24 protein-coding genes are annotated in these 26,749 nt (G+C 61.7%); 18 read left to right on the top strand and 6 right to left on the bottom strand.

Annotation, left to right across the window (positions count from 1 at the left end):
- Positions 1 to 14 precede the first annotated feature (14 nt).
- Genes crcB through IFT98_RS13415 form a run of 4 tightly spaced genes read right to left on the bottom strand, consistent with a single transcriptional unit; the run spans position 15 to position 4,874 of the window.
- Positions 15 to 389 carry a fluoride efflux transporter CrcB gene (gene crcB, locus IFT98_RS13430; RefSeq protein WP_122715541.1) on the bottom strand — a complete coding sequence of 125 codons (375 nt, stop codon included), beginning with the start codon at positions 387 to 389 and terminating at the stop codon, positions 15 to 17.
- The gene (locus tag IFT98_RS13425; protein ID WP_192049184.1) at positions 386 to 1,711 is read right to left on the bottom strand and encodes a replication-associated recombination protein A; all 1,326 of its coding nucleotides are present in this window, start codon (positions 1,709 to 1,711) and stop codon (positions 386 to 388) included. The genes crcB and IFT98_RS13425 overlap by 4 nt, the downstream gene beginning before the upstream one ends.
- Positions 1,712 to 1,732: 21 nt before the next feature.
- Entirely contained in the window at positions 1,733 to 2,356 is a 624-nt protein-coding gene (gene lolA, locus IFT98_RS13420; RefSeq protein ID WP_122797024.1) for an outer membrane lipoprotein chaperone LolA, read from the bottom strand.
- Positions 2,357 to 2,393: 37 nt separating this feature from the next.
- Positions 2,394 to 4,874 (bottom strand): DNA translocase FtsK, encoded by a 2,481-nt coding sequence (locus IFT98_RS13415; RefSeq protein ID WP_244650953.1) that lies wholly within the window; start codon positions 4,872 to 4,874, stop codon positions 2,394 to 2,396.
- Between the two features lie 404 nt (positions 4,875 to 5,278).
- Here IFT98_RS13415 and aat point away from each other — a divergent pair, with 404 nt between their 5' ends.
- From aat to infA, 3 genes are all read left to right on the top strand, one after another.
- Positions 5,279 to 5,959 carry a leucyl/phenylalanyl-tRNA--protein transferase gene (aat, locus tag IFT98_RS13410; protein WP_192049180.1) on the top strand — a complete coding sequence of 227 codons (681 nt, stop codon included), beginning with the start codon at positions 5,279 to 5,281 and terminating at the stop codon, positions 5,957 to 5,959.
- 58 nt (positions 5,960 to 6,017) lie between these two features.
- On the top strand, positions 6,018 to 6,725 hold the full coding sequence (locus IFT98_RS13405; protein WP_122715546.1) for an arginyltransferase: 708 nt from the start codon (positions 6,018 to 6,020) through the stop codon (positions 6,723 to 6,725).
- 99 nt (positions 6,726 to 6,824) lie between these two features.
- A complete protein-coding gene (infA, locus tag IFT98_RS13400) occupies positions 6,825 to 7,043 on the top strand; it encodes a translation initiation factor IF-1 (RefSeq protein WP_002553999.1) in 219 nt (72 codons plus the stop codon).
- A 141-nt stretch (positions 7,044 to 7,184) separates the two neighbouring features.
- On the opposite strand, the gene clpA is transcribed toward infA, so the two are convergent.
- Together clpA and clpS are read right to left on the bottom strand one after the other, a co-directional pair.
- Positions 7,185 to 9,455, bottom strand: a complete 2,271-nt coding sequence (gene clpA / locus IFT98_RS13395) for an ATP-dependent Clp protease ATP-binding subunit ClpA (RefSeq protein WP_122477768.1) — start codon at positions 9,453 to 9,455, stop codon at positions 7,185 to 7,187.
- Positions 9,456 to 9,484: 29 nt separating this feature from the next.
- Positions 9,485 to 9,847, bottom strand: coding sequence for an ATP-dependent Clp protease adapter ClpS (gene clpS / locus IFT98_RS13390; RefSeq protein WP_043190060.1), 363 nt, complete (start codon positions 9,845 to 9,847; stop codon positions 9,485 to 9,487).
- A 223-nt stretch (positions 9,848 to 10,070) separates the two neighbouring features.
- Between clpS and cspD the strand changes: the two genes are divergently transcribed.
- The 15 genes from cspD to nuoF all read left to right on the top strand — a co-directional run bounded on the left by cspD (position 10,071) and on the right by nuoF (position 26,686).
- On the top strand, positions 10,071 to 10,361 hold the full coding sequence (gene cspD, locus IFT98_RS21080; protein ID WP_274603763.1) for a cold shock domain-containing protein CspD: 291 nt from the start codon (positions 10,071 to 10,073) through the stop codon (positions 10,359 to 10,361).
- Between the two features lie 437 nt (positions 10,362 to 10,798).
- Positions 10,799 to 13,027: an NADP-dependent isocitrate dehydrogenase gene (locus tag IFT98_RS13380; protein WP_192049176.1), complete on the top strand. Its 2,229-nt coding sequence runs from the start codon at positions 10,799 to 10,801 to the stop codon at positions 13,025 to 13,027.
- A 187-nt stretch (positions 13,028 to 13,214) separates the two neighbouring features.
- On the top strand, positions 13,215 to 13,655 hold the full coding sequence (locus IFT98_RS13375) for an NUDIX hydrolase (protein ID WP_192049174.1): 441 nt from the start codon (positions 13,215 to 13,217) through the stop codon (positions 13,653 to 13,655).
- A gap of 59 nt (positions 13,656 to 13,714) precedes the next feature.
- Complete coding sequence (gene mnmA / locus IFT98_RS13370) at positions 13,715 to 14,836, top strand: tRNA 2-thiouridine(34) synthase MnmA (protein ID WP_192049172.1); 1,122 nt, start codon at positions 13,715 to 13,717, stop codon at positions 14,834 to 14,836.
- Positions 14,833 to 15,453: a high frequency lysogenization protein HflD gene (gene hflD / locus IFT98_RS13365; RefSeq protein ID WP_122477760.1), complete on the top strand. Its 621-nt coding sequence runs from the start codon at positions 14,833 to 14,835 to the stop codon at positions 15,451 to 15,453. The genes mnmA and hflD overlap by 4 nt, the downstream gene beginning before the upstream one ends.
- A gap of 89 nt (positions 15,454 to 15,542) precedes the next feature.
- Positions 15,543 to 16,913 carry an adenylosuccinate lyase gene (gene purB, locus IFT98_RS13360; protein WP_192049170.1) on the top strand — a complete coding sequence of 457 codons (1,371 nt, stop codon included), beginning with the start codon at positions 15,543 to 15,545 and terminating at the stop codon, positions 16,911 to 16,913.
- An 84-nt stretch (positions 16,914 to 16,997) separates the two neighbouring features.
- Positions 16,998 to 18,167 carry a ribosomal protein uL16 3-hydroxylase gene (locus IFT98_RS13355; protein WP_192049168.1) on the top strand — a complete coding sequence of 390 codons (1,170 nt, stop codon included), beginning with the start codon at positions 16,998 to 17,000 and terminating at the stop codon, positions 18,165 to 18,167.
- On the top strand, positions 18,160 to 18,585 hold the full coding sequence (locus tag IFT98_RS13350) for a GNAT family N-acetyltransferase (RefSeq protein WP_192049166.1): 426 nt from the start codon (positions 18,160 to 18,162) through the stop codon (positions 18,583 to 18,585). The genes IFT98_RS13355 and IFT98_RS13350 overlap by 8 nt, the downstream gene beginning before the upstream one ends.
- 319 nt (positions 18,586 to 18,904) lie before the next feature.
- Positions 18,905 to 19,660, top strand: a complete 756-nt coding sequence (locus IFT98_RS13345; RefSeq protein ID WP_192049164.1) for a secretin N-terminal domain-containing protein — start codon at positions 18,905 to 18,907, stop codon at positions 19,658 to 19,660.
- Positions 19,661 to 19,943: 283 nt separating this feature from the next.
- Complete coding sequence (gene aceA, locus IFT98_RS13340; RefSeq protein WP_122715554.1) at positions 19,944 to 21,269, top strand: isocitrate lyase; 1,326 nt, start codon at positions 19,944 to 19,946, stop codon at positions 21,267 to 21,269.
- 596 nt (positions 21,270 to 21,865) lie between these two features.
- The gene (locus IFT98_RS13335; protein WP_043190089.1) at positions 21,866 to 22,279 is read left to right on the top strand and encodes an NADH-quinone oxidoreductase subunit A; all 414 of its coding nucleotides are present in this window, start codon (positions 21,866 to 21,868) and stop codon (positions 22,277 to 22,279) included.
- Positions 22,280 to 22,289: 10 nt separating this feature from the next.
- On the top strand, positions 22,290 to 22,964 hold the full coding sequence (locus IFT98_RS13330; protein ID WP_122477749.1) for a NuoB/complex I 20 kDa subunit family protein: 675 nt from the start codon (positions 22,290 to 22,292) through the stop codon (positions 22,962 to 22,964).
- A gap of 79 nt (positions 22,965 to 23,043) precedes the next feature.
- On the top strand, positions 23,044 to 24,831 hold the full coding sequence (nuoC, locus tag IFT98_RS13325) for an NADH-quinone oxidoreductase subunit C/D (RefSeq protein ID WP_192049163.1): 1,788 nt from the start codon (positions 23,044 to 23,046) through the stop codon (positions 24,829 to 24,831).
- Positions 24,832 to 24,833: 2 nt separating this feature from the next.
- On the top strand, positions 24,834 to 25,331 hold the full coding sequence (gene nuoE / locus IFT98_RS13320) for an NADH-quinone oxidoreductase subunit NuoE (protein WP_122477746.1): 498 nt from the start codon (positions 24,834 to 24,836) through the stop codon (positions 25,329 to 25,331).
- On the top strand, positions 25,328 to 26,686 hold the full coding sequence (nuoF, locus tag IFT98_RS13315) for an NADH-quinone oxidoreductase subunit NuoF (RefSeq protein WP_192049161.1): 1,359 nt from the start codon (positions 25,328 to 25,330) through the stop codon (positions 26,684 to 26,686). The genes nuoE and nuoF overlap by 4 nt, the downstream gene beginning before the upstream one ends.
- The last annotated feature ends 63 nt before the right edge of the window (positions 26,687 to 26,749 follow it).

The raw sequence follows: 26,749 nt of genomic DNA, 5'->3' as shown, positions 1-26,749 counted from the left end.
TTTATCAGTATTGGTCAGATTTTAGTCAGTGCCAGGCCGGCCCAGGTGGCCAACAGGCCGCCGAATACGCTCACAGCGCAGTAGCCCATGGCAACCAGTCCCTGGCCGCTTTCGAGCAAGCGCACGGTGTCCAGCGAAAATGACGAGAAGGTGGTAAGGCCACCCACGAATCCCACCATCAATCCCGAACGAATCTCGACCGGAATGTCCGGGCGAATCATGAACAGCCCATACAGGTAGCCAATGATCAGGCACCCGATGATATTGACGGCCAGCGTACCGGTATAGAACAGACGTGGCCAGTTCGCATTGATGTAGGTCGCGGTGAACAGGCGCAGCAGTGTGCCGATCACCCCACCCAGAGATACCGCGACAATGGTTGGGATCATGCCTTTCTCCGCCGCCGTGGACTGCTGTCGTCCAGACTGGCGAGGTGCTTGAGCTTTTCGCCTATCTTCAGTTCCAGCCCACGCGGTACGGGACGATAGTAGTGACGTGGACTCAACTGCTCGGGGAAGTAGTCTTCACCGGCCGCATAGGCGTCCGGTTCATCGTGGGCATAGCGGTACTCGTCGCCGTAACCTAGCTGCTTCATCAGTTTGGTCGGGGCGTTGCGCAAATGCAGCGGCACTTCCAGCGAGCCGTGTTCGGCCGCTTCGCGCATCGCCGCCTTGAAGCCCATGTAAACGGCATTGCTCTTGGGTGCACACGCCAGGTAAACGATGGCCTGGGCTACCGCCAGCTCACCTTCGGGGCTGCCCAGACGCTCCTGCACATCCCACGCCGACAGGCACAGCGGCAGCGCGCGCGGATCGGCGTTGCCGATGTCCTCGCTGGCCATGCGCACCACCCGCCGGGCCAGATAGAGCGGATCGCAACCACCATCAAGCATCCGTGCGAACCAGTACAGCGACGCATCCGGATCGGAGCCGCGCACGGATTTGTGCAAGGCCGATATCTGGTCGTAGAACGCCTCGCCGCCCTTGTCGAAGCGTCGACGGGTATCGCCCAGCAGGCTCTGCAACAGCTCGGTGCCTATTTCCTCGCCGTCTTCGGCGAGGTCGGAGGCGTTCTCCAGCAGGTTGAGAATCCTGCGTCCATCACCGTCCGCGGCGGCCATGAGCATGGCGAAGGCTTCATCGCCCAGGCGCAGGCGGCGCTTGCCCAGGCCACGTTCCTCGTTCAGCGCGCGGTCGACCAGACGCCGCAACGCCGCCTCGTCGAGGCTTTTGAGCACATACACACGGGCCCGCGAGAGCAAGGCGTTGTTGAGTTCGAACGAAGGGTTTTCGGTGGTGGCGCCGATGAAGATCAGCGTGCCGTCTTCCACGTAGGGCAGGAACGCGTCCTGCTGAGACTTGTTGAAACGGTGCACTTCATCGACGAACAGAATCGTGCGACGGCCATACTGGCCCGCCTGCTGCTTGGCCACCTCGACCGCCTGACGAATCTCCTTGACCCCGGCAAGCACCGCCGAAACGGTTTCGAAGTGAGCATCGGACACCTTCGCCAGCAGCCGTGCCAGGGTGGTCTTGCCCACGCCCGGTGGCCCCCAGAAGATCATCGAGTGCAGGGCGCCCTGCTCCAATGCCTCGCGCAGCGGCTTGCCGCGGGCGAGCAGATGCTCCTGGCCGACGTATTCGTCCAGGTTGCTGGCCCGCAGGCGCGCGGCCAGCGGCTGGGCAATGGGATCACTGCGAAACAGGTCCATGGGGCGGCAATCGACCTCGAGTTATTCCTGGATCACGTCCGCCCCTTTGGGGATGTCGAACTTGAACTTGTTCGCGGCGATCGGCTCATTGGCCTTGACGTTCATGAACAGGATATTGGTGCGTTGGCCAACGCTGTCGATCAGTTGCATATCGTTGATCACACCCTTGCGGAACGACAGGCGCAGTGAGTCGAACAAGGTGTCGCGGGTCTTGGGCTTGAGCACGAAATCGATCACATCGCCGGCTTCCTTGGCACTGATGTCGAAGCTCTGGCTGATCTTCGACACGTCACCGGACAACAGCAGCGCTGGGGTCTGGGTCAAGCGCTGGTCGAGGGTCTTGATGGTGACCTGCTCCAGGTCCGGGTCCCACAGCGAAACCTTCTTGCCGTCGGAGACCATCAGCTGTTCCTGGGGCGCGTCGGTGTGCCAATTGAACAGGCCAGGGCGCTGCAGGGCCATCTGCCCGGCGGTTTCCTGCAACTGGGTACCGCTGCCGTCCAGGGTCAGCTGGGAAAAACGCGCGGTCAGTGTCTGGGACTTCTCCAGCAGTTGCGTCAGGCGCGCCACATCCTTGTCGTCGGCATGAACCGACAGGCTGGACAAGGCCAGGGCAGAAACCAACAGCATGCGAATCAGGCGCATGGGAATCCTCGTTCTAGGGTAAGGCGCGAGCGTTGCATCAGTCGCGCATCGGGCCCGGCGCGATCACTTCGCGCGAGCCATTGGTGTTCATGGGCGTAACCACACCGGCCATTTCCATGGACTCGATCATGCGCGCCGCGCGGTTGTAGCCGATCTTGAGTTTGCGCTGTACCGCCGAGATGGACGCGCGACGACTTTCCAGCACGAAGTTGACTGCCTCGTCGTAGAGTGCGTCGCTTTCGCTGTCGTCGCCATCACCGCCGCCACTGCTGCCCTCGAAGCCACTGCCGGCTTCCTCGACGCCCGCCAGAATGTCTTCGTTGTAGTCGGGCACGCCACGCTGCTTCCACGCCTCGACCACGCGATGCACTTCTTCGTCGGAAACGAAGGCGCCGTGCACACGAATCGGCAGGCTGGTGCCCGGCGGCATGTAGAGCATGTCACCGTGACCCAGCAGCTGTTCGGCGCCGCCCTGGTCGATGATGGTGCGCGAGTCGATCTTGCTCGATACCTGGAATGCCATGCGCGTGGGGATGTTGGCCTTGATCAAACCGGTGATGACGTCCACCGAAGGTCGCTGGGTGGCGAGGATCAGGTGGATACCGGCGGCACGGGCCTTCTGTGCGATACGCGCGATGAGCTCTTCGACCTTCTTGCCGACGATCATCATCATGTCGGCGAATTCGTCCACGACCACGACGATGGTCGGCAGGGTCTTGAGCAGCGGCGCCTCGTCGTGAATGCTCTCGCGCTTGTACAGCGGGTCGCCCAGTGGCGTTCCGGCCTCCTCGGCGTCCTTGATCTTGCGGTTGAAGCCCGCCAGGTTGCGCACGCCCATGGCCGCCATCAGCTTGTAGCGACGCTCCATCTCGGCAACGCTCCAACGCAGCGCGTTGGCCGCGTCCTTCATGTCGGTGACCACGGGGCAAAGCAGGTGCGGGATGCCCTCGTAGATCGACAATTCGAGCATTTTCGGGTCGATCATGATCAGCTTGGCGTCTTCCGGGCCCGACTTGAACAGGATCGACAGGATCATTGCGTTGACCCCCACCGACTTGCCGGAACCGGTGGTACCGGCCACCAGCAGGTGAGGCATCTTGGCCAGGTCGGTGATCACCGGCTTGCCGCCGATGTCGTGGCCCAGCGCCATGGTGACAGGCGACTTGGCCTCGTCGTACTGGGGCGAGGACAGCACTTCGGAGAAACGCACGATCTGCCGGTCTTCGTTGGGAATCTCGATACCGACGGTGGTCTTGCCGGGAATGACTTCGACCACACGGACACTGAGCACCGCCAGCGAACGCGCCAGGTCCTTGGCCAGGTTGGAGATGCGGCTGACCTTGACGCCGGCCGCCGGCTGGATCTCGTAACGGGTGATCACCGGGCCGGGATGAATGGAATCGACGGTCACTTCCACGCCGAATTCCTTGAGTTTCACCTCCAGCAACTGGCCTACCGCCGCCAGCGACTCTGGCGAATAGTTGACCTTCTTCTCTTCGGCAGGATCGAGAATGGAAATCGGCGGCAAGGTGCCCTGCACGGCGCTGTCGACGAACAACGCCGCCTGCTTCTCCTTCTGCACCCGCGCGCTTTGCTCAGGCGGCTTGCCGTTCGGCGCACCCTGAGTGCTTTCCTCACTCAACGGCTTGATCGGGACCGCAGGCCGCAGGGGCTGAATGGCCGCGACCGGCGCCGCCATTGCAGCCGGCGCGATGGGTGCTACCGGACGGCTCTGCAGGGTCGGTTCCACCGGCGCAGGCCGCACCGGCCTGGGCTTCGCAACATCGCGCGGCTCGCTGACCCTGGGCGCAGCGTAGGCCGGTTCGTCCACTTCACGCAGTTGGGCAACCAGTTGCTTGCGTTCGGCACGTGCCGCCCACCAGCGGCTGGCCGAGCCCTGCATCAGTTCGAGCAGATCGAGGGTGATCTTGCCGGTCATGTCCATGACCTTGAACCAGGACAGGTCGGTGAACACGGTCAGGCCGAACAGAAACAGTGCGATGAACAACAGGGTGCTGCCCTGGATGTTCAAGGCGTTGAGCGCCAGGTTGCCGAGGCTTTGGCCCAGCGCGCCGCCGGCGGACGCCGGCAGGCTGCCGGCGGAATGGAAATGGATATGAGCCAGGGCCGCGCCGGAGAGAATCAGGAACACCAGCCCGATGAGGCGCCAGGAAAACAGCCAGCCACTCCACTGCCAGGATTCGTGGCGCTGACGGAAGATCTGCCAGGTCTTGACCGCCAGCAGCAGGGGAAAGATATAGGCGAAATAGCCCAGCACCATGAACAGAATATCGGCGGCGAACGCACCGGCACGGCCGGCAGCGTTCTGCACCTGGTCCATGTTGCTGCTGGTGTGGCTCCAGCCGGGATCGGTCTGGTCGTAGGTCAACAACGCCATCCACAGGTAAAGGCACAGCGCGCCCATGGCGATCAGTGCGCCTTCCTTGAGGCGATAATGCATCTGCTGGCGCCAGACAGGCACCGATGCGGGAGCGGACGAGGCAGTGGATTTCTTCAAAACGCTTGATTTCCTGCGCCTGTCTGAGCGCGCAACTGATGAATGACAAAAATACAGCAAATGGCCACTATCGACGGACAACGGGCCCTGCAAAGATCGCATTGTACGGGTTTGTCGGCAATTCGCGCATCTGCAATATAAGCGCGTGCTGCCTTGCGACGTTCAGTACCGAACCAGAAGACGCAGGAATGCCGGCTTAGTGGTGCATTGCCTTATCCGACAAGACCTTACGAGCGGATCTTGAAGAACAGTGCCATGAGACTGCAGTTGTCGGGAAAAGTTACATGAAGGCTCTACTGCCAGCGGTGCGCAGCACTGCCGACACGCATTGGCGTGCCAACAGGTTCGTGGCAGGATGAACTCATCGCCGCCGATACCACCCTCCCCTGCCGTAGCGAACAATCATGCTGACTTGGCTCAAACGAAACGAACTGGTCTTTCCTCCGCTGAGCAAGGCGATGCGCGAGCCCAATGGCCTGCTGGCTGCCGGTGGCGATCTGAGCCCCGAGCGCCTGGTGCAGGCGTACCGACACGGCTGCTTCCCCTGGTTTGAAAACGGTCAGCCGATTCTCTGGTGGTCACCGGATCCGCGTACGGTGCTGATGCCCGCCGAACTGCATGTGTCACGCAGCCTGCGCAAGGTGCTGCGCCAGCAACGTTTCAGGGTGACCTTCGATCAGGATTTTGCGGCTGTCATCACTGCCTGCGCCGGGCCGCGCGACTACACCGACGGCACCTGGATAACCGGCGACATGCAACGCGCCTACCTCACCCTGCACGAGCAAGGGCACGCGCACTCGGTCGAGGTGTGGGACGGCGAGACACTGGTCGGCGGCCTCTATGGCCTGGCCATGGGCAAACTGTTTTTCGGCGAATCCATGTTCAGCCGTGCCGACAATGCCTCCAAGGTCGGCTTCGTGACCCTGGTCGAGCATCTGCAGCAGGCCGGCTTCGTCCTGATCGACTGCCAGATGCCCACCGAGCACTTGCACAGCCTGGGCGCAAGAAGCATCGCCCGAAACCAGTTCGCCGGTTACCTGAGTCAATACCTCGACCAGCCCAACAGCGCGACATGGCAGCGCTAGGCGAGTTATCCGGCACTGGCTTACACTTGATGCAATGGTTTCATTCCGAGGGTTCATCATGACTGAGTTGGCGCGCTTGAAGTTCTATGCCACTCAACCCCATTCGTGCAGCTACCTGCCCGACGAGCAAGCCACGACCTTGTTTCTCGACCCGAGCCAGCCGATGGACGTCAACGTCTACGCCGACCTTTCGGAGATGGGTTTCCGACGCAGCGGTGACCACCTCTACCGACCGCACTGCCAGCGCTGCAACGCCTGTGTGCCGGCACGCATTCCCACGGCAGGCTTCACCCCCTCGCGCCAGCAGAAACGCATCGTCAAGCGCAATCACGACGTCCAGGTGACGAGTGCAACCCCCCGCTTCAGCGAAGAGTATTTCGACCTGTACCAGCGCTACATCGAACAGCGTCACGCCGATGGCGACATGTTCCCCCCCAGCCGTGATCAGTTTTCGACGTTTCTGGTCCGAGACCTGCCGTTTTCGCGCTTCTACGAATTCCGCCTGGAAGGCAGGCTGCTGGCAGTGGCCGTGACCGACCTGCTGCCCAACGGGCTGTCTGCCGTGTATACCTTCTACGAGCCGACCGAAGAGCGACGCAGCCTGGGGCGCCTGGCCATCCTGTGGCAGATCGAGGAAGCACGGCGATTGAATCTGGATGCGGTCTATCTGGGTTACTGGATAAAGAACTGCCAAAAGATGAATTACAAGACCCAATATCGACCGATCGAGCTGCTTATCAACCAGAGATGGGTAACACTTAACTGAACCCCTTGGCTTGAGACCCCTTTTTCGGGCACAATGCACGCCGCTTTTGCCTGGCGCAGTTGCACCGGGCCATCAACTGGATACCGAGGGTTTTACTGCATGTCGAAAGAAGACAGCTTCGAAATGGAAGGCACTGTCGTCGACACCCTGCCCAACACCATGTTTCGCGTGGAGTTGGAAAACGGGCACGTCGTAACCGCGCATATCTCCGGCAAGATGCGCAAGAACTACATTCGTATTCTGACCGGTGACAAGGTGCGTGTTGAACTGACGCCCTATGATTTGAGCAAAGGGCGCATCACTTACCGCGCTCGCTGAACCGAGACACATGAAAACGCCCGGCATTGCCGGGCGTTTTTGTGTGCGTGGGATTTGGACACGAAAAGCTGACGCGGCTTGCGCCGCTGCTACAGGGGTTACGCAAACCTCTGTAGCAGCGGCGCAAACCGCGTCGAGCCGTTACGCCATCTCAGCCGTGGTTTCGAAATCGAAGGTCAGCTCGCCGTCCTTGATGTCGATGTGGACCACCCCGCCATGCTCGGCCAACTCGCCGAACAGGATCTCTTCCGCCAACGGCCGCTTGATCTTGTCCTGGATCAGGCGAGCCATGGGGCGTGCGCCCATCTGCACGTCGTAGCCACTTGCCGCCAGCCAGCCGCGCGCGGCATCGGTGACTTCAAGCTGCACACGCTTGTCTTCCAGTTGCGCCTGCAGTTCGGTAAGGAACTTGTCGACCACGCTCTTGATGACTTCGTGACTCAGGCGACCGAACTGGATGATGGTGTCCAGGCGGTTGCGGAATTCCGGCGTGAAACTCTTCTTGATCACTTCCATGGCGTCGGATGAGTGGTCCTGATGGGTAAACCCGATCGAGGCCCGCGCAGCGGTTTCGGCACCGGCGTTGGTGGTCATGATGAGAATCACGTTGCGGAAATCCGCCTTGCGTCCGTTGTTGTCGGTCAGGGTGCCGTGATCCATGACCTGCAGCAGCAGGTTGAAGACCTCCGGGTGAGCCTTTTCGATCTCATCGAGCAGCAGCACACAATGCGGCTGCTTGGTGATGGCTTCGGTCAACAGACCGCCCTGGTCGAACCCGACATAACCCGGCGGCGCACCGATCAGACGCGATACGGTGTGACGCTCCATGTACTCGGACATGTCGAAACGCACCAGCTCCACGCCGAGGGCCTTGGCCAGCTGGCGCGCAGCCTCGGTCTTGCCGACACCGGTAGGGCCGGCGAACAGGAACGAACCCACGGGCTTGTCCGGCGCCTTCAACCCGGCACGCGACAGCTTGATTGCCGTGGCCAGCGAGTCGATGGCAGCGTCCTGGCCAAATACAGTGAGCTTGAGGTCACGCTCCAGGTTACGCAGCAGCTCCTTGTCGGAACTGGTCACATGCTTCGGCGGAATCCGCGCGATCTTGGCCACGATGTCTTCGACCTGAGGCACTTCGATGCGCTTGACTCGATTGGCTTCAGGCTGCAGGCGCTGGTAGGCACCTGCCTCGTCGATGACGTCGATGGCCTTGTCGGGCATGTGTCGGTCATTGATGTAGCGCGACGCCAGCTCGGCGGCCGCACGCAGTGCTTCGTCACTGTATTCGATGTTGTGGTGCTGCTCGAACCGCCCCTTGAGTCCACGCAGGATACCGATGGTGTCTTCCACCGAAGGCTCGGACACGTCGACTTTCTGGAAGCGGCGTGCCAGGGCGCGGTCTTTCTCGAAGATGCCACGGAATTCCTGGAAAGTGGTCGAACCGATGCAACGAATGTCGCCGGAGGACAGCAGCGGCTTGAGCAGATTGGACGCATCCATCACCCCGCCCGAAGCAGCACCCGCACCGATGATGGTGTGGATCTCGTCGATGAACAGGATCGCTTGCGGTCGTTTCTTCAGCTCGCCGAGCAGCGCCTTGAAGCGCTTCTCGAAATCGCCGCGGTACTTGGTACCGGCCAGCAATGCACCCAGGTCGAGCGAATACACGACACTGTTGGCCAGCAGATCGGGTACCTGGCTGTCGACGATGCGCTTGGCCAGGCCTTCGGCGATGGCTGTCTTGCCCACGCCTGCTTCGCCCACCAGCAACGGGTTGTTCTTGCGGCGACGGGCGAGAATCTGCGCTACGCGCTCGACTTCGCTCTCGCGACCGACCAATGGGTCGATACGGCCCTGGCGGGCAAGCTCGTTGAGATTGCTGGCATAGGCGTCCAGCGGGTTGCTCGAGGAAGACGTATCACCCCCTTCCTCGTCCTGCATCTCCTGCTCGCCTTCGGAACTGTCACCGTGGCCAGGGACCTTGGAAATGCCATGGGCGATGTAGTTGACCACATCGATTCGCGCCACGCTCTGCTGCTTGAGCAGGAACACGGCCTGGCTTTCCTGCTCGCTGAAGATCGCCACCAGCACATTGGCCCCGGTGACTTCTCGCTTGCCCGAACTTTGTACATGGAACACGGCGCGCTGCAGTACACGCTGGAAGCCCAGGGTTGGCTGGGTCTCACGGTCCTCGTCATGCACGGGGATCAACGGCGTGGTGGAGTCGATGAACTCCTGCAGGTCGTGTTTGAGTTTTTCGAGATTGGCGCCGCACGCGCGCAATACGGTGGCGGCTGCCTCGTTGTCCAATAGCGCCAGAAGAAGGTGCTCCACGGTCATGAACTCATGACGCTTGGAGCGCGCTTCCTTGAAGGCAAGATTGAGCGTGACTTCGAGCTCGCGGTTTAACATAGCTTCACCTCATACCCAAGTGGTCGGCGTTAACCGTCCTTCTCGATTTCACAGAGTAGCGGATGCTGGCTTTCCCTGGCGTACTGGTTGACCTGCATGGCCTTGGTTTCGGCGATGTCACGGGTAAACAATCCGCATACTGCCCGTCCTTCTGTATGGACGGCCAGCATGACCTTGGTCGCCAGCTCACGATTCAGATTGAAAAAAACCTCGAGGATCTCGACGACGAAATCCATCGGGGTGTAGTCGTCGTTGAACAAAACCACCTTGTACATCGGTGGTGCCTGCAACGCAGGCTTGGATTCCTGGACGGCAATGCCTGCCGAATCGTCCTCGTGCGACTGCGGGCGGTCTTGATTGAAGGTTAGTCGAATCTGACTGAATGCATGCATGGAAAGAAGATTCATCGTTGAGCGAATAGAAGTGGTGGGTTGACCTTGTGACCGAATTTTGACTCGGTCGCCGCATGACCTTGACTATCGGCAAAACGGTGTTACAAACAGTAGAACCCACATTGGGGAAGAAAGGTCCGCGCAGTCAACCAAATTTTTTCAATCGGTTGTGTTGCGCATGAAGTGGATGATACTCCAGAGCTGGAGTCCTTTGCAGAGGGATATGGGTATGCGCAGTGGTAAAGTCAAGTGGTTCAACAATGCCAAGGGCTACGGCTTCATTATCGAAGACGGCCAGACCGAGGATCTTTTCGCCCATTTTTCCGCCATTACCATGGAGGGTTACAAGACGCTGAAGGCCGGCCAGGCCGTCGCTTTCGAGATTATCCAGGGCCCCAAGGGCCTGCACGCCGTAAAGATCCAGGCAGCAGGGGCCGCAATCACGCAAGCGGAAGCCACGCAGGCAAGCGTCGCGACGACCAGTGACGAGACCCGAGAGTCCGCGAACGCATGATCGCGGCGCAGGAACAGTGATCGCGAGCAAGCGTTCCTCGGGCGCATGCCGGGCAACGTGAGCGCTTGCTCGCCGTCATTGCTGCGAACTTGCACCTGCACAGGCCATCCACACGGATGGCCTGTTTCGTTTCCGGCAGCTGCCGACCCGCCCAGCTTTGTGCCCCCTACACAGTATTCATCGCCGCGACCAGTGGTATACTGCCGCAGTGACCGCAGGGTCACTCTGGTCGGACCGGTCCGCCCGCGTGCGCTGCCCATGCAAGCCGCGAGAGGGCCGCTGTCGCCGGTCGACCGCTTGACGCTCTACTGATGCATCCCACATCACCGCGACCAATGCTCGATTTTTCGCCTCATTGATGACAACGAGCGAAAGCGCCTATCCTGCGCATCTCGAGATTCTGTGCACGCTCAGCAAAGAAGAGAGTTAATTCGATTATGCCCACCCGCTCAAAGATCATCTATACCTTCACCGATGAAGCGCCAGCCCTGGCCACCTACTCGCTGCTGCCGATCATCGAAGCCTTCACCGCTTCTTCGGACATCGCCGTCGAGACCCGCGACATCTCCCTGGCGGCACGCCTTCTTTCAAGCTTCCCCGAGCGTCTGCAGGCCGGCAAACCCGTGCCGGACGATCTCGCCGAGCTGGGCACCCTGGCCACCACGCCTGAAGCCAACATCATCAAGCTGCCGAACATCAGTGCTTCGGTACCGCAACTGAAGGCGGCGATCAAAGAGCTGCAGGATCAGGGCTTCGACCTGCCCGACTACCCCGACAGCGCCGAGTCGGATGCCGACAAGGACACCCGCGCCCGCTACGACAAGGTCAAGGGCAGCGCCGTGAACCCGGTACTGCGTGAAGGCAACTCCGACCGCCGTGCACCGCTGTCGGTCAAGAACTACGCGCGCAAGCACCCGCACAAGATGGGCGCCTGGGCCGCCGACTCCAAGTCACACGTTGCGCACATGAGCAGCGGCGATTTCTACGGCAGCGAGAAGAGCGCCCTGATCGAAGCTGACGGCAGCGTCAAGATCGAGCTGGTCGGCAGCGACGGCAGCACCACCGTCCTGAAAGAAAAGACCAAGGTCCTGGCCGGCGAGATCATCGACTGCGCTGCGCTGAGCAAGAATGCCCTGCGCGCCTTCGTGGCCGCCGAGATCGAGGACGCCAAGAAACAGGGCGTGCTGTTCTCCGTTCACCTGAAAGCCACCATGATGAAGGTCTCCGATCCGATCATGTTCGGCCAGATCGTCGCCGAGTTCTATCAAGAAGCGCTGGACAAGCACGCTGACGTGCTGGAGCAGGTCGGTTTCAACCTGAACAATGGCATCGGCGACCTGTACGCGCGCATCAAGTCGCTGCCCGCCGAGCAGCAGGCGCAGATCGAAGCCGACGTGCAAGCCGTCTACGCCACTCGCCCTGCCCTGGCCATGGTCAACTCCGACAAGGGCATCACCAACCTGCACGTGCCCAGCGACGTCATCGTCGACGCCTCGATGCCGGCCATGATCCGCGACTCGGGCAAGATGTGGAACACTGAGGGTGTGCTGCAGGATACCAAGGCACTGATCCCGGATCGTTGCTATGCCAGCATCTACCAGGCGGCCATCGAAGACTGCAAGAAGCACGGCGCATTCGATCCGACCACCATGGGCAGTGTGCCCAACGTTGGTCTGATGGCGCAGAAGGCCGAAGAATACGGCTCGCACGACAAGACCTTCCAGATTGCCGCCGACGGCGTGGTCCGCGTCAGCGACAGCAACGGCCGCGTGCTCATGGAGCAGAAGGTCGAAGCGGGCGACGTGTTCCGCATGTGCCAGACCAAGGACGCGCCGATCCAGGACTGGGTCAAGCTCGCCGTCAATCGCGCCCGCGCCAGCAGCACCCCTGCGGTGTTCTGGCTCGACCCTGCGCGCGCCCATGACGCAGTGATGATCGACAAGGTGCAGAAATACCTGAAGGACCACGACACCAATGGCCTGGACATCCAGATCATGTCGCCGGTCGATGCCATGGCCTTCTCGCTCAAGCGCATTCGTGCCGGGCAAGACACCATTTCCGTGACCGGCAACGTGCTGCGCGACTACCTGACCGACCTGTTCCCGATCATGGAACTGGGCACCAGCGCCAAGATGCTTTCGATCGTCCCGCTGATGAATGGCGGTGGCCTGTTCGAAACCGGCGCAGGTGGTTCGGCGCCCAAGCACGTGCAGCAGCTGGTCGAAGAAAACTTCCTGCGCTGGGACTCTTTGGGTGAGTTCCTCGCTCTGGCCGCTTCGCTGGAGCACCTGGGCAGCACCTACGACAACCCCAAGGCGCTGGTACTGGCCGCAACCCTGGACAAGGCCACCGGCCAGTTCCTGGACAACAACAAGTCGCCATCGCGCAAGGTCGGCAACATCGACAACCGCGGCAGCCACTTCTACCTGGCACTGTACTGGGCCCAGGCTCTGGCCGAGCAGAACGACGACGCCGCCCTGCAAGCGCAGTTCGCGCCGCTGGCCAAGACCCTGGCCGAGAACGAGGCGAAGATCGTCGCCGAGCTCAACGCCGTTCAGGGCAAACCGGTGGACATCGGCGGCTATTACCATGCCAATGCGGAACTGACCCGCAAGGCCATGCGCCCAAGCGAAACCCTGAACGCCGCGATCGCTTCGCTGGTGTAAGGTTTGAACCGGTAACACCCCCAGCCCTGGCCTCGTGCCGGGGCTGACTTTTTCAGCGCAGGCGATCTCTTGCAGGAGCGGTCATCGGCCGCGAACAGGGCAACGCGTATTGTCTGATGCACCGCGGCGCCTGGTTCGCGGCCACGGACCGCTCCTACGAGGGGTTCATCAACGGGATGATTCCATCATGACCTGGCAACCTCACATCACTGTCGCCACCATCGTCGAGGATCGCGGACGCTTTCTGTTCGTCGAGGAAATGAAAGGCGGCCGGCTGGTTCTCAATCAGCCGGCAGGCCATCTGGATCCCGACGAAAACCTCATGCAGGCCGCCTTGCGCGAAACCCTCGAAGAAACCGCCTGGGACGTCGAGCTGACCGGCGTGGTCGGCATTTACCTGTATACCGCACCCAGCAACGGCGTGACCTACCAGCGCATCTGCTTCAGTGCCCGCCCCTTGCACCTGAACCCCGAGCGCGAGCTGGATCCAGACATCAGCGGTACCACCTGGCTGAACCGCGAAGAGCTCGCCGCCCAAGGGCATCGACTGCGCAGCGAGTTGGTCATGCAGTGCCTGGACGACTACCTGACACGCCCCCTGCACAGCCTCGAGCTGATTCGCACCTGAGCGTTTTCCAACGCACCCTGTTAGAATCGCGTCCTTTTCAGAGGCCCCATCGAATTCCTATGCGTGAGCCAGCTCCCCGCCACTGTGCAAAGCAGCGCGTCATCGTCGGCATGTCCGGCGGCGTCGACTCGTCCGTGTCCGCCCTTCTGCTGATGGAGCAGGGTTACCACGTGGAAGGCCTGTTCATGAAGAACTGGGAAGAAGACGACGGAACCGAATACTGCACGGCGCGCGAGGACCTGGCGGATGCCCAGGCCGTTTGCGACAAGCTGGGCATCAAGCTGCACACCGCCAACTTCGCGGCAGAATACTGGGACAACGTCTTCGAGCACTTCCTCGAGGAGTACAAGGCCGGCCGCACGCCGAACCCGGACATCCTGTGCAACCGCGAGATCAAGTTCAAGGCGTTCCTTGACTACGCGCTCATGCTCGGCGCCGACCTGATCGCCACCGGCCACTACGTGCGTCGCCGCGACACCGACGGGCAGACCCAACTGCTCAAGGGCCTGGACCCGAACAAGGACCAGAGCTACTTCCTGCACGCCGTCGGCGGCGAGCAGATCGCCCGTACGCTGTTCCCCGTGGGCGAACTGGAAAAGCCCGAAGTGCGCGCGATCGCTGAGATGCACGGTCTGGCGACCGCGAAGAAAAAGGATTCCACCGGTATCTGCTTCATCGGCGAACGACGCTTCAGCGACTTTCTCAAGCAGTACCTGCCGGCACAGCCAGGCGAGATCAAGACCACCAGCGGCGAGGTCATCGGCCGTCACCACGGCTTGATGTACCACACCATCGGCCAGCGCCAGGGGCTGGGTATCGGCGGCCTCAAGGACGCCGGTGACGACCCGTGGTATGTGCTGGCCAAGGACCTGGTCGCCAACGAATTGATCGTGGGCCAGGGCAATGAGCACCCGATGCTGTTTTCCCGCGCCCTGCTCGCTTCGGAAATTTACTGGGTGAACCCGGTGGACCTGGCCGAGCCGCGGCGCCTGACGGCCAAGGTGCGCTACCGGCAAGCCGACCAGGCGTGCACCCTGGAACAGACCGCCGAGGGCTATCGCGCGGTGTTCGACGAAGCCCAGCGAGCGGTCACCCCCGGCCAGTCCGTGGTGTTCTACGACGGCGAGATCTGCCTGGGCGGCGGCGTCATCGAAGTCGCCGAGCCGTGGAGCCAGCCATGAACAACCTGCAGGAACAATTGGTAGCACTGGGCGCGGTGTTCCAGGCCGCGGTGCTGGTCGACCGGATCGCCAAGACCGGTTCCGCCGCCGAGGCCGACGTCGCCTGCCTGCTGGGCAGCCTGCTGGTGGTCGATCCGCAGAACACGCTTGAAGTGTTCGGTGGCGACGACAGCCACCTGCGCGAAGGTTATGGTGCGCTGTCCAGCGCGCTTGAGCGAGACCCCGGCAGCCTGCAGCGCGAGCCGCTGCGCTACGCGCTGTCGATGCTGGGCCTGGAGCGGCAGCTGGCCAAGCGCGGCGAGATGCTCGAGATCATCGGCAAGCGCATTCCGCAGATCCAGAACCAGGTCGAGCACTTCGGCCAAGGCCATGAAAACGTCATCGCCGCCACTGGTGCGCTGTACCAGGACACCCTGAGCACTCTGCGCCAGCGCATCCAGGTGCACGGCGACACTCGCCACCTGCAGCAACCCAACAATGCTTCGAAGATTCGTGCCCTGCTGTTGGCCGGTATCCGCGCCGCGCGCCTGTGGCGACAGCTGGGCGGTCATCGCTGGCAGCTGGTGATCAGCCGCCGCAAGTTGTTGCGCGAGCTGTACCCCCTGATGCGCGGATGAATGACCGGAGGGTTGGCCCGCGCCGCCCAACCGGCTTTTTTCATGTATAATTCGCGCCCTTTTCAAAGCCCGACTGTCCGAGAATACCCATGCAGCTTTCTTCGCTCACTGCGGTTTCCCCTGTAGACGGCCGCTACGCCGGCAAAACCCAGGCCCTTCGCACCATTTTCAGCGAGTACGGCCTGATTCGCTTCCGCGCCCTGGTCGAAGTGCGCTGGTTGCAGCGCCTGGCGGCGCATCCGCAGATCGCCGAAGTACCGGCTTTCTCGGCAGAGGCCAATGCCATACTGGATGTACTTGCCAGTGATTTCGCCCTGGAGCACGCCGAGCGCGTCAAGGAAATCGAGCGCACCACCAACCACGACGTCAAGGCCATCGAGTACCTGCTCAAGGAGCAGGCGGCCAAGCTGCCGGAACTGGCCAAGGTCAGCGAGTTCATCCATTTCGCCTGCACCAGCGAGGACATCAACAACCTGTCCCACGCGTTGATGCTGCGCGAAGGCCGCGACGACGTGATGCTGCCACTGATGCGCCAGATCGCCGGGTCGATCCGCGAGCTGGCCCATCGCTTCGCCGACGTGCCGATGCTGTCGCGCACCCATGGCCAGCCGGCTTCGCCGACGACCCTGGGCAAGGAACTGGCGAACGTGGTGTACCGCCTGGAGCGGCAGATCGCCCAGGTGGCCGCCGTGCCTTTGCTGGGCAAGATCAACGGCGCGGTAGGCAACTACAATGCGCACCTGTCGGCCTACCCGCAGATCGACTGGGAAGCCAATGCCCGCGCCTTCATCGAAGACGAACTGGGGCTGGGCTTCAATCCCTACACCACGCAGATCGAGCCGCACGACTACATCGCCGAGCTGTTCGACGCCATCGCGCGCTTCAACACCATCCTCATCGACTTCGATCGTGACATCTGGGGCTATATCTCCCTGGGCTATTTCAAGCAGCGCACCATCGCTGGCGAAATCGGCTCCTCGACGATGCCGCACAAGGTCAACCCGATCGACTTCGAGAACTCTGAAGGGAACCTGGGTATTGCCAACGCGCTGTTCCAGCACCTGGCGAGCAAGCTGCCGATCTCGCGCTGGCAGCGCGACCTGACCGACTCCACCGTACTGCGCAACCTGGGTGTGGGCTTCGCCCACAGCGTCATCGCGTACGAGGCAAGTCTCAAGGGAATCAGCAAGTTAGAGATCAATACTCAGAAAATAGCTGAAGATCTGGATGCCTGTTGGGAAGTGCTCGCCGAGCCGATTCAGACGGTCATGCGCCGCTACGACATCGAGAATCCGTACGAGAAGCTCAAGGAGCTGACCCGCGGCAAGGGCATCGGCCCACAAGCTCTGCAGACCTTCATCGACGGGCTGGACATGCCTGACCAGGCCAAAGCCGAGCTCAAGCAACTGACGCCGGCCAATTACATAGGCAATGCGGCTGCTCAGGCCAAGCGCGTCTGACATTCGCCAACGACGCTTCGACGCCCGGCTTCGCCGGGCGTTTTTATTCCGGTTACAAAAGCAATATAATTCAGCAGGTTACACATGAAAGCTAATACCCCACTTCAAATACTGGGCGGCCTGACTGCCGCTGAATTTCTCCGCGACTACTGGCAGAAGAAACCCCTGCTGGTACGCCAGGCCTTCACCGATTTCGAAAATCCGTTGAGCGCCGATGAACTCGCCGGCCTGGCGCTCGAGGAAGAAGTCGAGTCGCGGATCGTCATCGAACACGGCGCCCAGCCGTGGGAGATGCGCCGTGGGCCCTTTGCCGAGGATGAATTCAGCAAGCTGCCCGAAACCGAGTGGACCCTGCTGGTCCAGGCTGTTGACCAGTTCGTTCCGGAAGTCGCCGAGCTGCTCGAGCACTTCCGCTTCCTGCCCAGCTGGCGCATTGATGACGTCATGATCAGCTTTGCCGCACCAGGCGGCGGCGTGGGTCCGCACTTCGACAACTACGATGTGTTCCTGCTCCAGGGGCTGGGCAAGCGCAACTGGAAAGTCGGACAGATGTGCGATTCGCAGAGCCCGCTGCTCGATCACCCGGATCTGCGCATCCTGGCCGACTTCCAGCAGAGCGAAGAGTGGACCCTGGAGCCCGGCGACATGCTCTATCTGCCGCCGCGCCTGGCCCATTGCGGCGTTGCTGTGGACGATTGCATGACCTATTCGGTCGGCTTCCGTGCCCCGAGCGCTGCCGAAGTGCTGACCCACTTCACCGACTTCCTCAGCCAGTTCCTGCCGGACGAAGAGCGCTACAGCGACGCCGATGCCGTGCCTGCGGCCGACCCGCACCAGATCCAGCACGACGCCCTCGATCGCCTCAAGCGCCTGCTGGCCGAGCACATGAGTGACGAGCGACTGCTGCTGACCTGGTTTGGCCAATTCATGACCGAGCCGCGCTATCCGGAGTTGGTCGCCGGCGAAGACATGGCCGAGGCCGATCTGCTCGCCGAACTTGAGCAGGGTGCCCTGCTGGTGCGTAACCCTAGCGCTCGCCTGGCCTGGTCGGAAGTCGACGAAGACCTGCTGTTGTTCGCCAGCGGCCAGAGCCGCCTGCTGCCCGGCGAACTGCGCGATCTGTTGAAGCTGATCTGCGCGGCCGACGCCTTGCACATCGACAACCTGGGCCCCTGGATGAACGACGAACAAGGTCGCGCGCTGCTTTGCGAGCTGGTGAAGCAAGGGAGCCTGGGGTTCGCCATCGATGAATAGCATTGGCGTGCGCGTGGCGGACTGGCACAAGGACAATCGAGATATCCGGCGCATTCGCGAGGCGGTGTTCATCGCCGAGCAGGCGATTCCGGCCGAGCTGGAATGGGACGAGGACGATCTGAGCGCCGTGCACTTCCTGGCCGTCGAAGGCGACTACGCAGTAGGCACTGCCCGCCTGCTCGCCGACGGTGAGATCGGTCGGGTGTCCGTGCTCAAGGATTGGCGCGGGTTGAGGGTGGGCGACAAGTTGCTGCAAGCAGTCATCGCCCATGCCAATGCGCTGGGCCTGCACGAGCAGAAGCTCAGCGCCCAGGTGCACGCCACGGCGTTCTACGAACACCATGGCTTTCGCATCGTCAGCGGCGAGTTTCTCGAAGCTGGCTTGCCTCATGTGGACATGGTTCGCAGTCCAAGCTGACTTTCTGTGAGAGCCGAACGGCGCATCGTGGTGCGCCTGCGAGACCGCAGCGCCCTTTTCGCGGCCACTGACCGCTCCCACAGAGGATCGCATTCACCTGTGGGTGATCATCCACAGACCAATGGCGTGCACCTGTGGGTGGTCATCCGCAGACCAATGGCGTGCACCTGTGGGTGGTCATCCGCAGACCAATGGCGTGCACCTGCGGGAGCGGTCAGCGGCCGCGAAATGGCCGACGCGGGTCAGCTGATACGCTGCATCCTGTACATTCAGCGCGCATGCCATACTTGTCCGCACATCCAATGCGGAGATCACGGACATGCCGCTGCACCTTCTGCTCGCCAGCCTGCTGTTATGCCTGATGCCCAGTGCCCAAGCGGCTACCCAGGTCATGCCCCTTCACTATCGCACAAGTGCCGATATCCTCCCCATCGCCCAACAACTGGTGGGCCGTGAAGGCACCGTCGCGGCCTATGGCAACCAACTGGTGGTCAACGCCGAGCCCGACAAGCTGGACGAGCTCACTGCATTGCTGGAGCAATTGGACAAGCCGGCGCGACGCCTGCTGATCAGCGTCGACACCAGCGACAGCAATACCGCCAACCAGCGCGGTTATCGCGTCAACGGCGCAGGCACTACGCGCATCGTCCAGTACGGCACCGACAACCGCAGCGGCGGTGTGCAACAGGTACAAGCCAGCGAAGGCAGCCCGGCACTCATCCAGATCGGCCAAAGCGTACCCTTGACCACCGCCGGTACGGATGCCTACGGCCGCCTGCAAGCGCAGACCGAGTATCGCGATGTCACCCAGGGCTTCTACGTCACCGCCAGCCTGACTGGCGATGTAGTACACCTGAATATCGCTACAAACAACGACCGATTGAGCCAGGAACGGGCCGACGTGGTCAACGTGCAAAGTACCCAATCGACCCTCAGCGGCCGGCTCGGCGAGTGGATCACGGTGGCCGGCATGAACGAGCATTCGAGCATCAACCAACAGGGCATCGCCCGCCAATACAGCACCCAGGGGCGTAACGACACGACCGTTCGAGTCAAGGTCGACACTCTTGATTGAGTCTAAGCCACGACAGCGCTGCCCCTGTCGCGAATCGGCGACCGCAGCCTCGAAAACTGACTCTACAGTCGCGGAATCGGCGAATATGTAGTGCGCTATAATTTCCACTACAAAACGTTTGACGTGCAGAAAATCCATGGGGCATGATGGCCTCGCCCTCACCGGTCCGCGTCTCTGCCAACCAGGCAAGCGCGGCGTACGGTCAGGGCCGACCGGCAGTTCGGCACAAGCAGCGCCTGGCGCAGCAACCCCATCATCGAACCTATGCACGAGGTTTATCTCCATGGCACTGACACGCGAACAACAAGAAGCGGCCCTTGCGAAAGACTGGTCCGAAAACCCGCGCTGGAAAGGTGTGACGCGCAACTACTCACCCGCCGACGTGGTGCGCCTGCGTGGCTCGGTCCAACCCGAACACACGCTGGCCCGCCTGGGCGCAGAAAAACTCTGGAACCTGGTGACCCAGGGCGCCAAGCCTTCATTCCGTCCCGACAAGGATTTCGTCAACTGCATGGGCGCGCTCACCGGCGGCCAGGCGGTGCAGCAGGTCAAGGCCGGCATCCAGGCCATCTACCTGTCGGGCTGGCAGGTCGCGGCCGACAACAACTCCGCCGAATCGATGTACCCCGACCAGTCGCTGTACCCGGTGGACTCGGTGCCGACCGTGGTCAAGCGCATCAACAACTCGTTCCGACGTGCCGACCAGATCCAATGGAAAGCCGGCAAGAATCCGGGCGACCAAGGCTACATCGACTACTTCGCGCCAATCGTGGCTGACGCCGAAGCCGGCTTCGGCGGCGTGCTCAATGCCTATGAGTTGATGAAGAACATGATCGAAGCAGGCGCTGCCGGCGTGCACTTCGAAGACCAATTGGCCTCCGTGAAGAAATGCGGGCACATGGGCGGCAAAGTGCTGGTGCCGACCCAGGAAGCCGTGCAGAAACTCACTGCGGCGCGCCTGGCTGCCGATGTCGCCGGTGTACCGACGATCATCCTGGCACGCACCGATGCGAACGCTGCAGACCTGCTGACATCGGACTGCGACCCCTACGACCAGCCGTTCGTGACCGGCACCCGCACACCCGAAGGCTTCTACAAGGTACGTGCCGGCCTCGATCAGGCAATCGCCCGTGGCCTGGCGTACGCGCCCTATGCCGACCTCATCTGGTGCGAAACCGCCAAGCCGGACCTGGATGAGGCGCGTCGCTTCGCCGAGGCCATCAAGCGCGAGTACCCGGACCAGCTGCTTTCCTACAACTGCTCGCCTTCCTTCAACTGGAAGAAGAACCTGGATGACGCGACCATCGCCAAATTCCAGCGCGAGCTGTCGGCGATGGGCTACAAGCATCAGTTCATCACCCTCGCCGGGATCCACAACATGTGGCACGGCATGTTCAGTCTCGCGCACGATTACGCGCGCAACGACATGACGGCCTATGTGAAGCTGCAGGAGCAGGAATTCGCCGATGCCGAAAAGGGCTACACCTTCGTCGCTCACCAACAGGAAGTGGGGACCGGGTACTTCGACGACATGACCACCGTGATCCAGGGCGGCGCCTCGTCGGTCACCGCCCTGACCGGCTCGACCGAGGAAGAGCAGTTCCACTGATCCCCCAGGCACGCTGCTCTCACGAGGGAGCAGCGTTTGTGGGTCGAGGTGTTTGTGCGGCGGAGTTAACTGTGGGAGCGGGCTCTGCCCGAGAAGACTTCGGCGCGTGTCCTTGCCAAACGCAGCGTGGCCTTCGCGGGTAGAACCCGCTCCCACAGAGACGCCATCGCTCCCACAGGGATGGGTGTTGAATTCAGAGCCGCCGCATGCAGTTGCCGGCGGCTTTTTTATGCGTTCGATTGATCCAGCGCAATGCCGGCAACCGAATAACCCAGTACAACACTCCGCACGGTTAATTAGCCCCACTCGAACAGTCGAGCCAGCGCGCTAAATGATATTAGTTATCATTAAGATATTCAGCTACTCACGGTAAAAGCTTGCCCTGCTTGATATTTTCTTCTTTCACCCACCTAAATCCTGCCAGTGAGCTACATTGAATAAGCCTATGTGCGTAATGATACGAATTAATTTGCGATCCGAAATTTACTTGCCCGGCTTTTACCCATAAAATCATCGCGATTGATTCTGCTGCGACATATCGTCACTGCGACACTTCATTCAACCCAGAGGCTCCGGCCCCTGCCAAGGAAACCAGCATGCCCGATTCGACAGGACTCATCGCCCATAACTGGGGCTTTGCCATCTTCCTTCTCGGTGTTGCCGGTCTGTGTGCGTTCATGCTCGGGCTCTCCAGCCTGCTGGGCAGCAAAGCCTTCGGACGCAGCAAGAACGAACCTTTCGAATCCGGCATGCTGCCGGTCGGCAGCGCCCGTCTGCGCCTTTCCGCCAAATTCTATCTGGTCGCGATGCTGTTCGTGATCTTCGATATCGAAGCCCTTTTTCTCTTTGCCTGGTCTGTGTCCGTCCGCGAAAGCGGCTGGACCGGATTCGTCGAAGCTCTCGTTTTCATAGCAATTCTGTTGGCAGGTCTTGTCTACCTGTTCCGAGTGGGCGCCCTTGACTGGGCACCGGAAGCTCGTCGCAAGCGGCAGGCGAAGCTGAAACAATGAGGCTTTGGCAATGCAATACAATCTCACCCGGATCGACCCCGATGCTCCCAACGAGCAGTATCCCATCGGCACCAGGGAAACTGTTTCCGACCCCCTAGAAGATCAGGTTCACAAGAACATCTTCATGGGCAAACTCGAAGACGTCCTCAGCGGCGCGGTCAACTGGGGTCGCAAGAACTCCCTGTGGCCGTACAACTTCGGTCTCTCGTGCTGCTACGTGGAAATGACCACGGCCTTCACGGCGCCCCACGACATCGCCCGCTTCGGCGCCGAAGTGATCCGGGCTTCGCCGCGTCAGGCCGATTTCATGGTCATCGCCGGCACCTGCTTCATCAAGATGGCGCCGATCATCCAGCGCCTCTACGAGCAGATGCTCGAGCCCAAATGGGTCATCTCCATGGGCTCGTGCGCCAACTCGGGTGGCATGTACGACATCTACTCGGTGGTCCAGGGGGTCGACAAATTCCTCCCCGTGGACGTCTACGTGCCTGGCTGCCCGCCGCGCCCTGAAGCATTCCTGCAAGGCTTGATGCTGTTGCAGGAGTCGATTGGCCAAGAGCGTCGCCCGCTGTCCTGGGTCGTCGGTGATCAAGGCGTATACCGCGCCGAGATGCCTTCGCAGAAGGAACAGCGCCGCGAACAGCGTATTGCGGTAACCCACCTGCGCAGCCCCGACGAAGTCTGATCCAGCGTTTGTCACGCCTGCCGATGCAGGCCGAGAACCTCTGGCTTCAAACCGTAGTTGACCGATAGCGACCGAGACCATGACAACAGCGGACACCGCTCTGTATATCCCGCCCTACAAGGCTGACGACCAAGATGTGGTCGTCGAACTGAACCAGCGCTTTGGCCCCGAGGCGTTCCTCGCCCAGGGAACCCGTACCGGCATGCCGGTGCTGTGGGTGGCCCGCGCCAAGCTGGTCGAGATCCTCACGTTCCTGCGCAACGTGCCCAAGCCGTACAGCATGCTCTACGACCTGCACGGCGTGGACGAGCGCCTGCGCACCCATCGCCGCGCCATTCCCGGCGCGGGCGACTTCACGGTGTTCTACCACCTGCTGTCGGTCGAGCGTAACAGCGACGTCATGCTCAAGGTGGCCTTGAACGAAGGCGACCTGAACCTGCCGACCATCACCGGTATCTGGCCCAACGCCAACTGGTACGAGCGTGAAGTCTGGGACATGTTCGGCATCGATTTCGCCGGCCACCCTCACCTGTCGCGCATCATGATGCCGCCGACCTGGGAAGGCCACCCGCTGCGCAAGGACTACCCGGCGCGCGCGACCGAGTTCGACCCCTACAGCCTGACCCTGGCCAAGCAGCAGCTCGAGGAGGAAGCCGCGCGCTTCAAGCCCGAGGACTGGGGCATGAAACGCTCCGGCACCAACGAGGACTACATGTTCCTCAACCTGGGCCCGAACCACCCTTCGGCGCACGGTGCGTTCCGGATCATCCTGCAGCTGGACGGCGAAGAGATCGTCGACTGCGTGCCTGACATCGGCTACCACCACCGTGGCGCCGAGAAAATGGCCGAGCGCCAATCTTGGCACAGCTTCATCCCCTACACCGACCGCATCGACTATCTGGGCGGGGTGATGAACAACCTGCCCTACGTGCTGGCCGTCGAGAAGCTGGCCGGCATCAAGGTGCCGCAGAAGGTCGACACCATCCGCATCATGATGGCCGAGTTCTTCCGCATCACCAGCCACCTGCTGTTCCTGGGTACCTACATCCAGGACGTCGGCGCCATGACCCCGGTGTTCTTTACCTTCACCGACCGCCAGAAGGCCTACACGGTGATCGAAGCCATCACCGGTTTCCGCCTGCACCCGGCCTGGTACCGCATCGGTGGTGTGGCGCACGACCTGCCGCGCGGCTGGGAGAAGCTGGTCAAGGACTTCGTCGAATGGCTGCCCAAGCGCCTCGACGAATACACCAAGGCTGCATTGCAGAACAGCATTCTCAAGGGCCGTACCATCGGTGTCGCCGCCTACAACACCAAGGAAGCCCTGGAGTGGGGCGTTACCGGTGCCGGGCTGCGCTCCACCGGTTGCGATTTCGACCTGCGCAAGGCTCGCCCGTATTCGGGCTACGAGAACTTCGAGTTCGAAGTGCCGCTCGCGCACAACGGCGATGCCTATGACCGCTGCATGGTTCGCGTCGAAGAAATGCGCCAGAGCATCCGCATCATCGACCAATGCATGCGCAACATGCCCGAAGGCCCGTACAAGGCGGATCACCCGCTGACTACGCCGCCGCCCAAGGAACGCACGCTGCAGCACATCGAAACCTTGATCACGCACTTCCTGCAGGTTTCGTGGGGCCCGGTGATGCCGGCCAACGAATCCTTCCAGATGATCGAAGCAACCAAGGGCATCAACAGCTATTACCTGACGAGCGACGGCGGCACCATGAGCTACCGTACCCGCATACGCACCCCGAGCTACCCGCACCTGCAGCAGATCCCTTCGGTGATCAAGGGCAGCATGGTCGCGGACTTGATCGCGTACCTGGGTAGCATCGATTTCGTTATGGCCGACGTGGACCGTTAAGCATGAACAGCACGCTCATCCAGACAGACCGTTTCGCCCTGAGTGAAACCGAGCGCTCGGCCATCGAGCACGAGCTGCACCACTACGAGGACCCGCGCGCGGCGTCCATCGAAGCCCTCAAGATCGTCCAGAAGGAACGTGGCTGGGTACCTGATGGCGCGCTTTACGCGATCGGCGAACTGCTCGGCATTCCGGCCAGCGACGTCGAAGGCGTGGCCACCTTTTACAGCCAGATTTTCCGCCAGCCGGTGGGCCGCCACATCATTCGCGTCTGCGACTCGATGGTCTGCTACATCGGTGGCCACGAATCTGTGGTCAGCGAAATCCAGAGCAAGCTGGGCATAGGCCTGGGCCAGACCACCGCCGACGGCCGCTTCACCCTGCTGCCGGTGTGCTGCCTGGGCAACTGCGACAAGGCCCCGGCGCTGATGATCGACGACGATACCTTTGGCGATGTCCAGCCCGCTGGCGTGGCCCAACTGCTGGAGGGCTACGTATGAAGCTCACCTCGTTCGGCCCGGCCAACACCATTGCCCGCGCCGCTGAAACCCATCCGCTGACCTGGCGCCTGCGTGACGACGGCGAGCCGATCTGGCTCGACGAGTACCAGGCCAAGGACGGCTACAGCGCCGCGCGCAAGGCATTTGCCGATATGTCGCAGGACGACATCGTGCAGACGGTGAAGGATTCCGGCCTCAAGGGCCGCGGCGGTGCGGGTTTCCCCACCGGCGTCAAATGGGGCCTGATGCCCAAAGACGAATCCATGGACATCCGCTACCTGCTGTGCAACGCGGATGAAATGGAGCCCAACACCTGGAAAGACCGCATGCTGATGGAGCAGCAGCCTCATCTGCTGATCGAAGGCATGCTGATTTCCGCGCGCGCGCTGAAAGCCTATCGCGGCTACATCTTCCTGCGCGGCGAATACACCACCGCCGCCAAGCACCTGAATCGTGCCGTACAGGAAGCGAAAGCCGCCGGCCTGCTGGGCAAGAACATCCTGGGGTCGGGCTTCGACTTCGAACTGTTCGTGCACACCGGTGCCGGTCGCTACATCTGCGGTGAAGAAACCGCACTGATCAACTCGCTGGAAGGCCGCCGCGCCAACCCGCGTTCCAAGCCGCCCTTCCCCGCCGCCGTGGGCGTGTGGGGCAAGCCGACGTGCGTGAACAACGTCGAAACCCTGTGCAACGTGCCGGCCATCGTCGGCAACGGCATCGACTGGTACAAGGCCCTGGCCATGCCGGGCAGTGAAGACCACGGCACCAAGCTGATGGGTTTCTCCGGCAAGGTCGAGAACCCCGGCCTGTGGGAACTGCCGTTCGGCATCACCGCTCGGGAGTTGTTCGAAGACTACGCCGGCGGCATGCGCGACGGCTTCACGCTCAAGTGCTGGCAGCCAGGCGGTGCCGGTACCGGTTTCCTGCTGCCCGAGCACCTCGACGCGCAGATGTACGCCGGCGGCATCGGCAAGGTCGGTACCCGCATGGGCACCGGCCTGGCCATGGCCGTGGACGACAGCGTCAACATGGTCTCGCTGCTGCGCAACATGGAAGAGTTTTTCTCCCGCGAGTCCTGTGGCTTTTGCACTCCTTGCCGCGACGGCCTGCCGTGGAGCGTCAAGCTGCTGCGCGCCATCGAGACCGGCAACGGCCAGCCGGGGGATATCGAAACCCTGCTGGGCCTGGTCGGTTTCCTCGGCCCCGGCAAGACGTTCTGTGCGCACGCGCCCGGCGCCGTGGAGCCCTTGGGCAGCGCGATCAAATATTTCCGTGCCGAGTTCGAGGCGGGCATCAAGCCCGTCACGCCGGGCAGCCTGACCCAGGTGGCAACTCCCACCATGGCCGGCGCCTGACTCACAGCACGCCCGGCGGCCCGTGCCGCCGGTATCGCCCGTTGACGCGCCCTTTCCGGCTGC

The sequence above is a fragment of the Pseudomonas sp. CFBP 8770 genome (genome assembly GCF_014841705.1).
Taxonomy (GTDB): Bacteria; Pseudomonadota; Gammaproteobacteria; order Pseudomonadales; family Pseudomonadaceae; genus Aquipseudomonas.
This window is presented reverse-complemented; position numbering and strand designations above follow the sequence as displayed.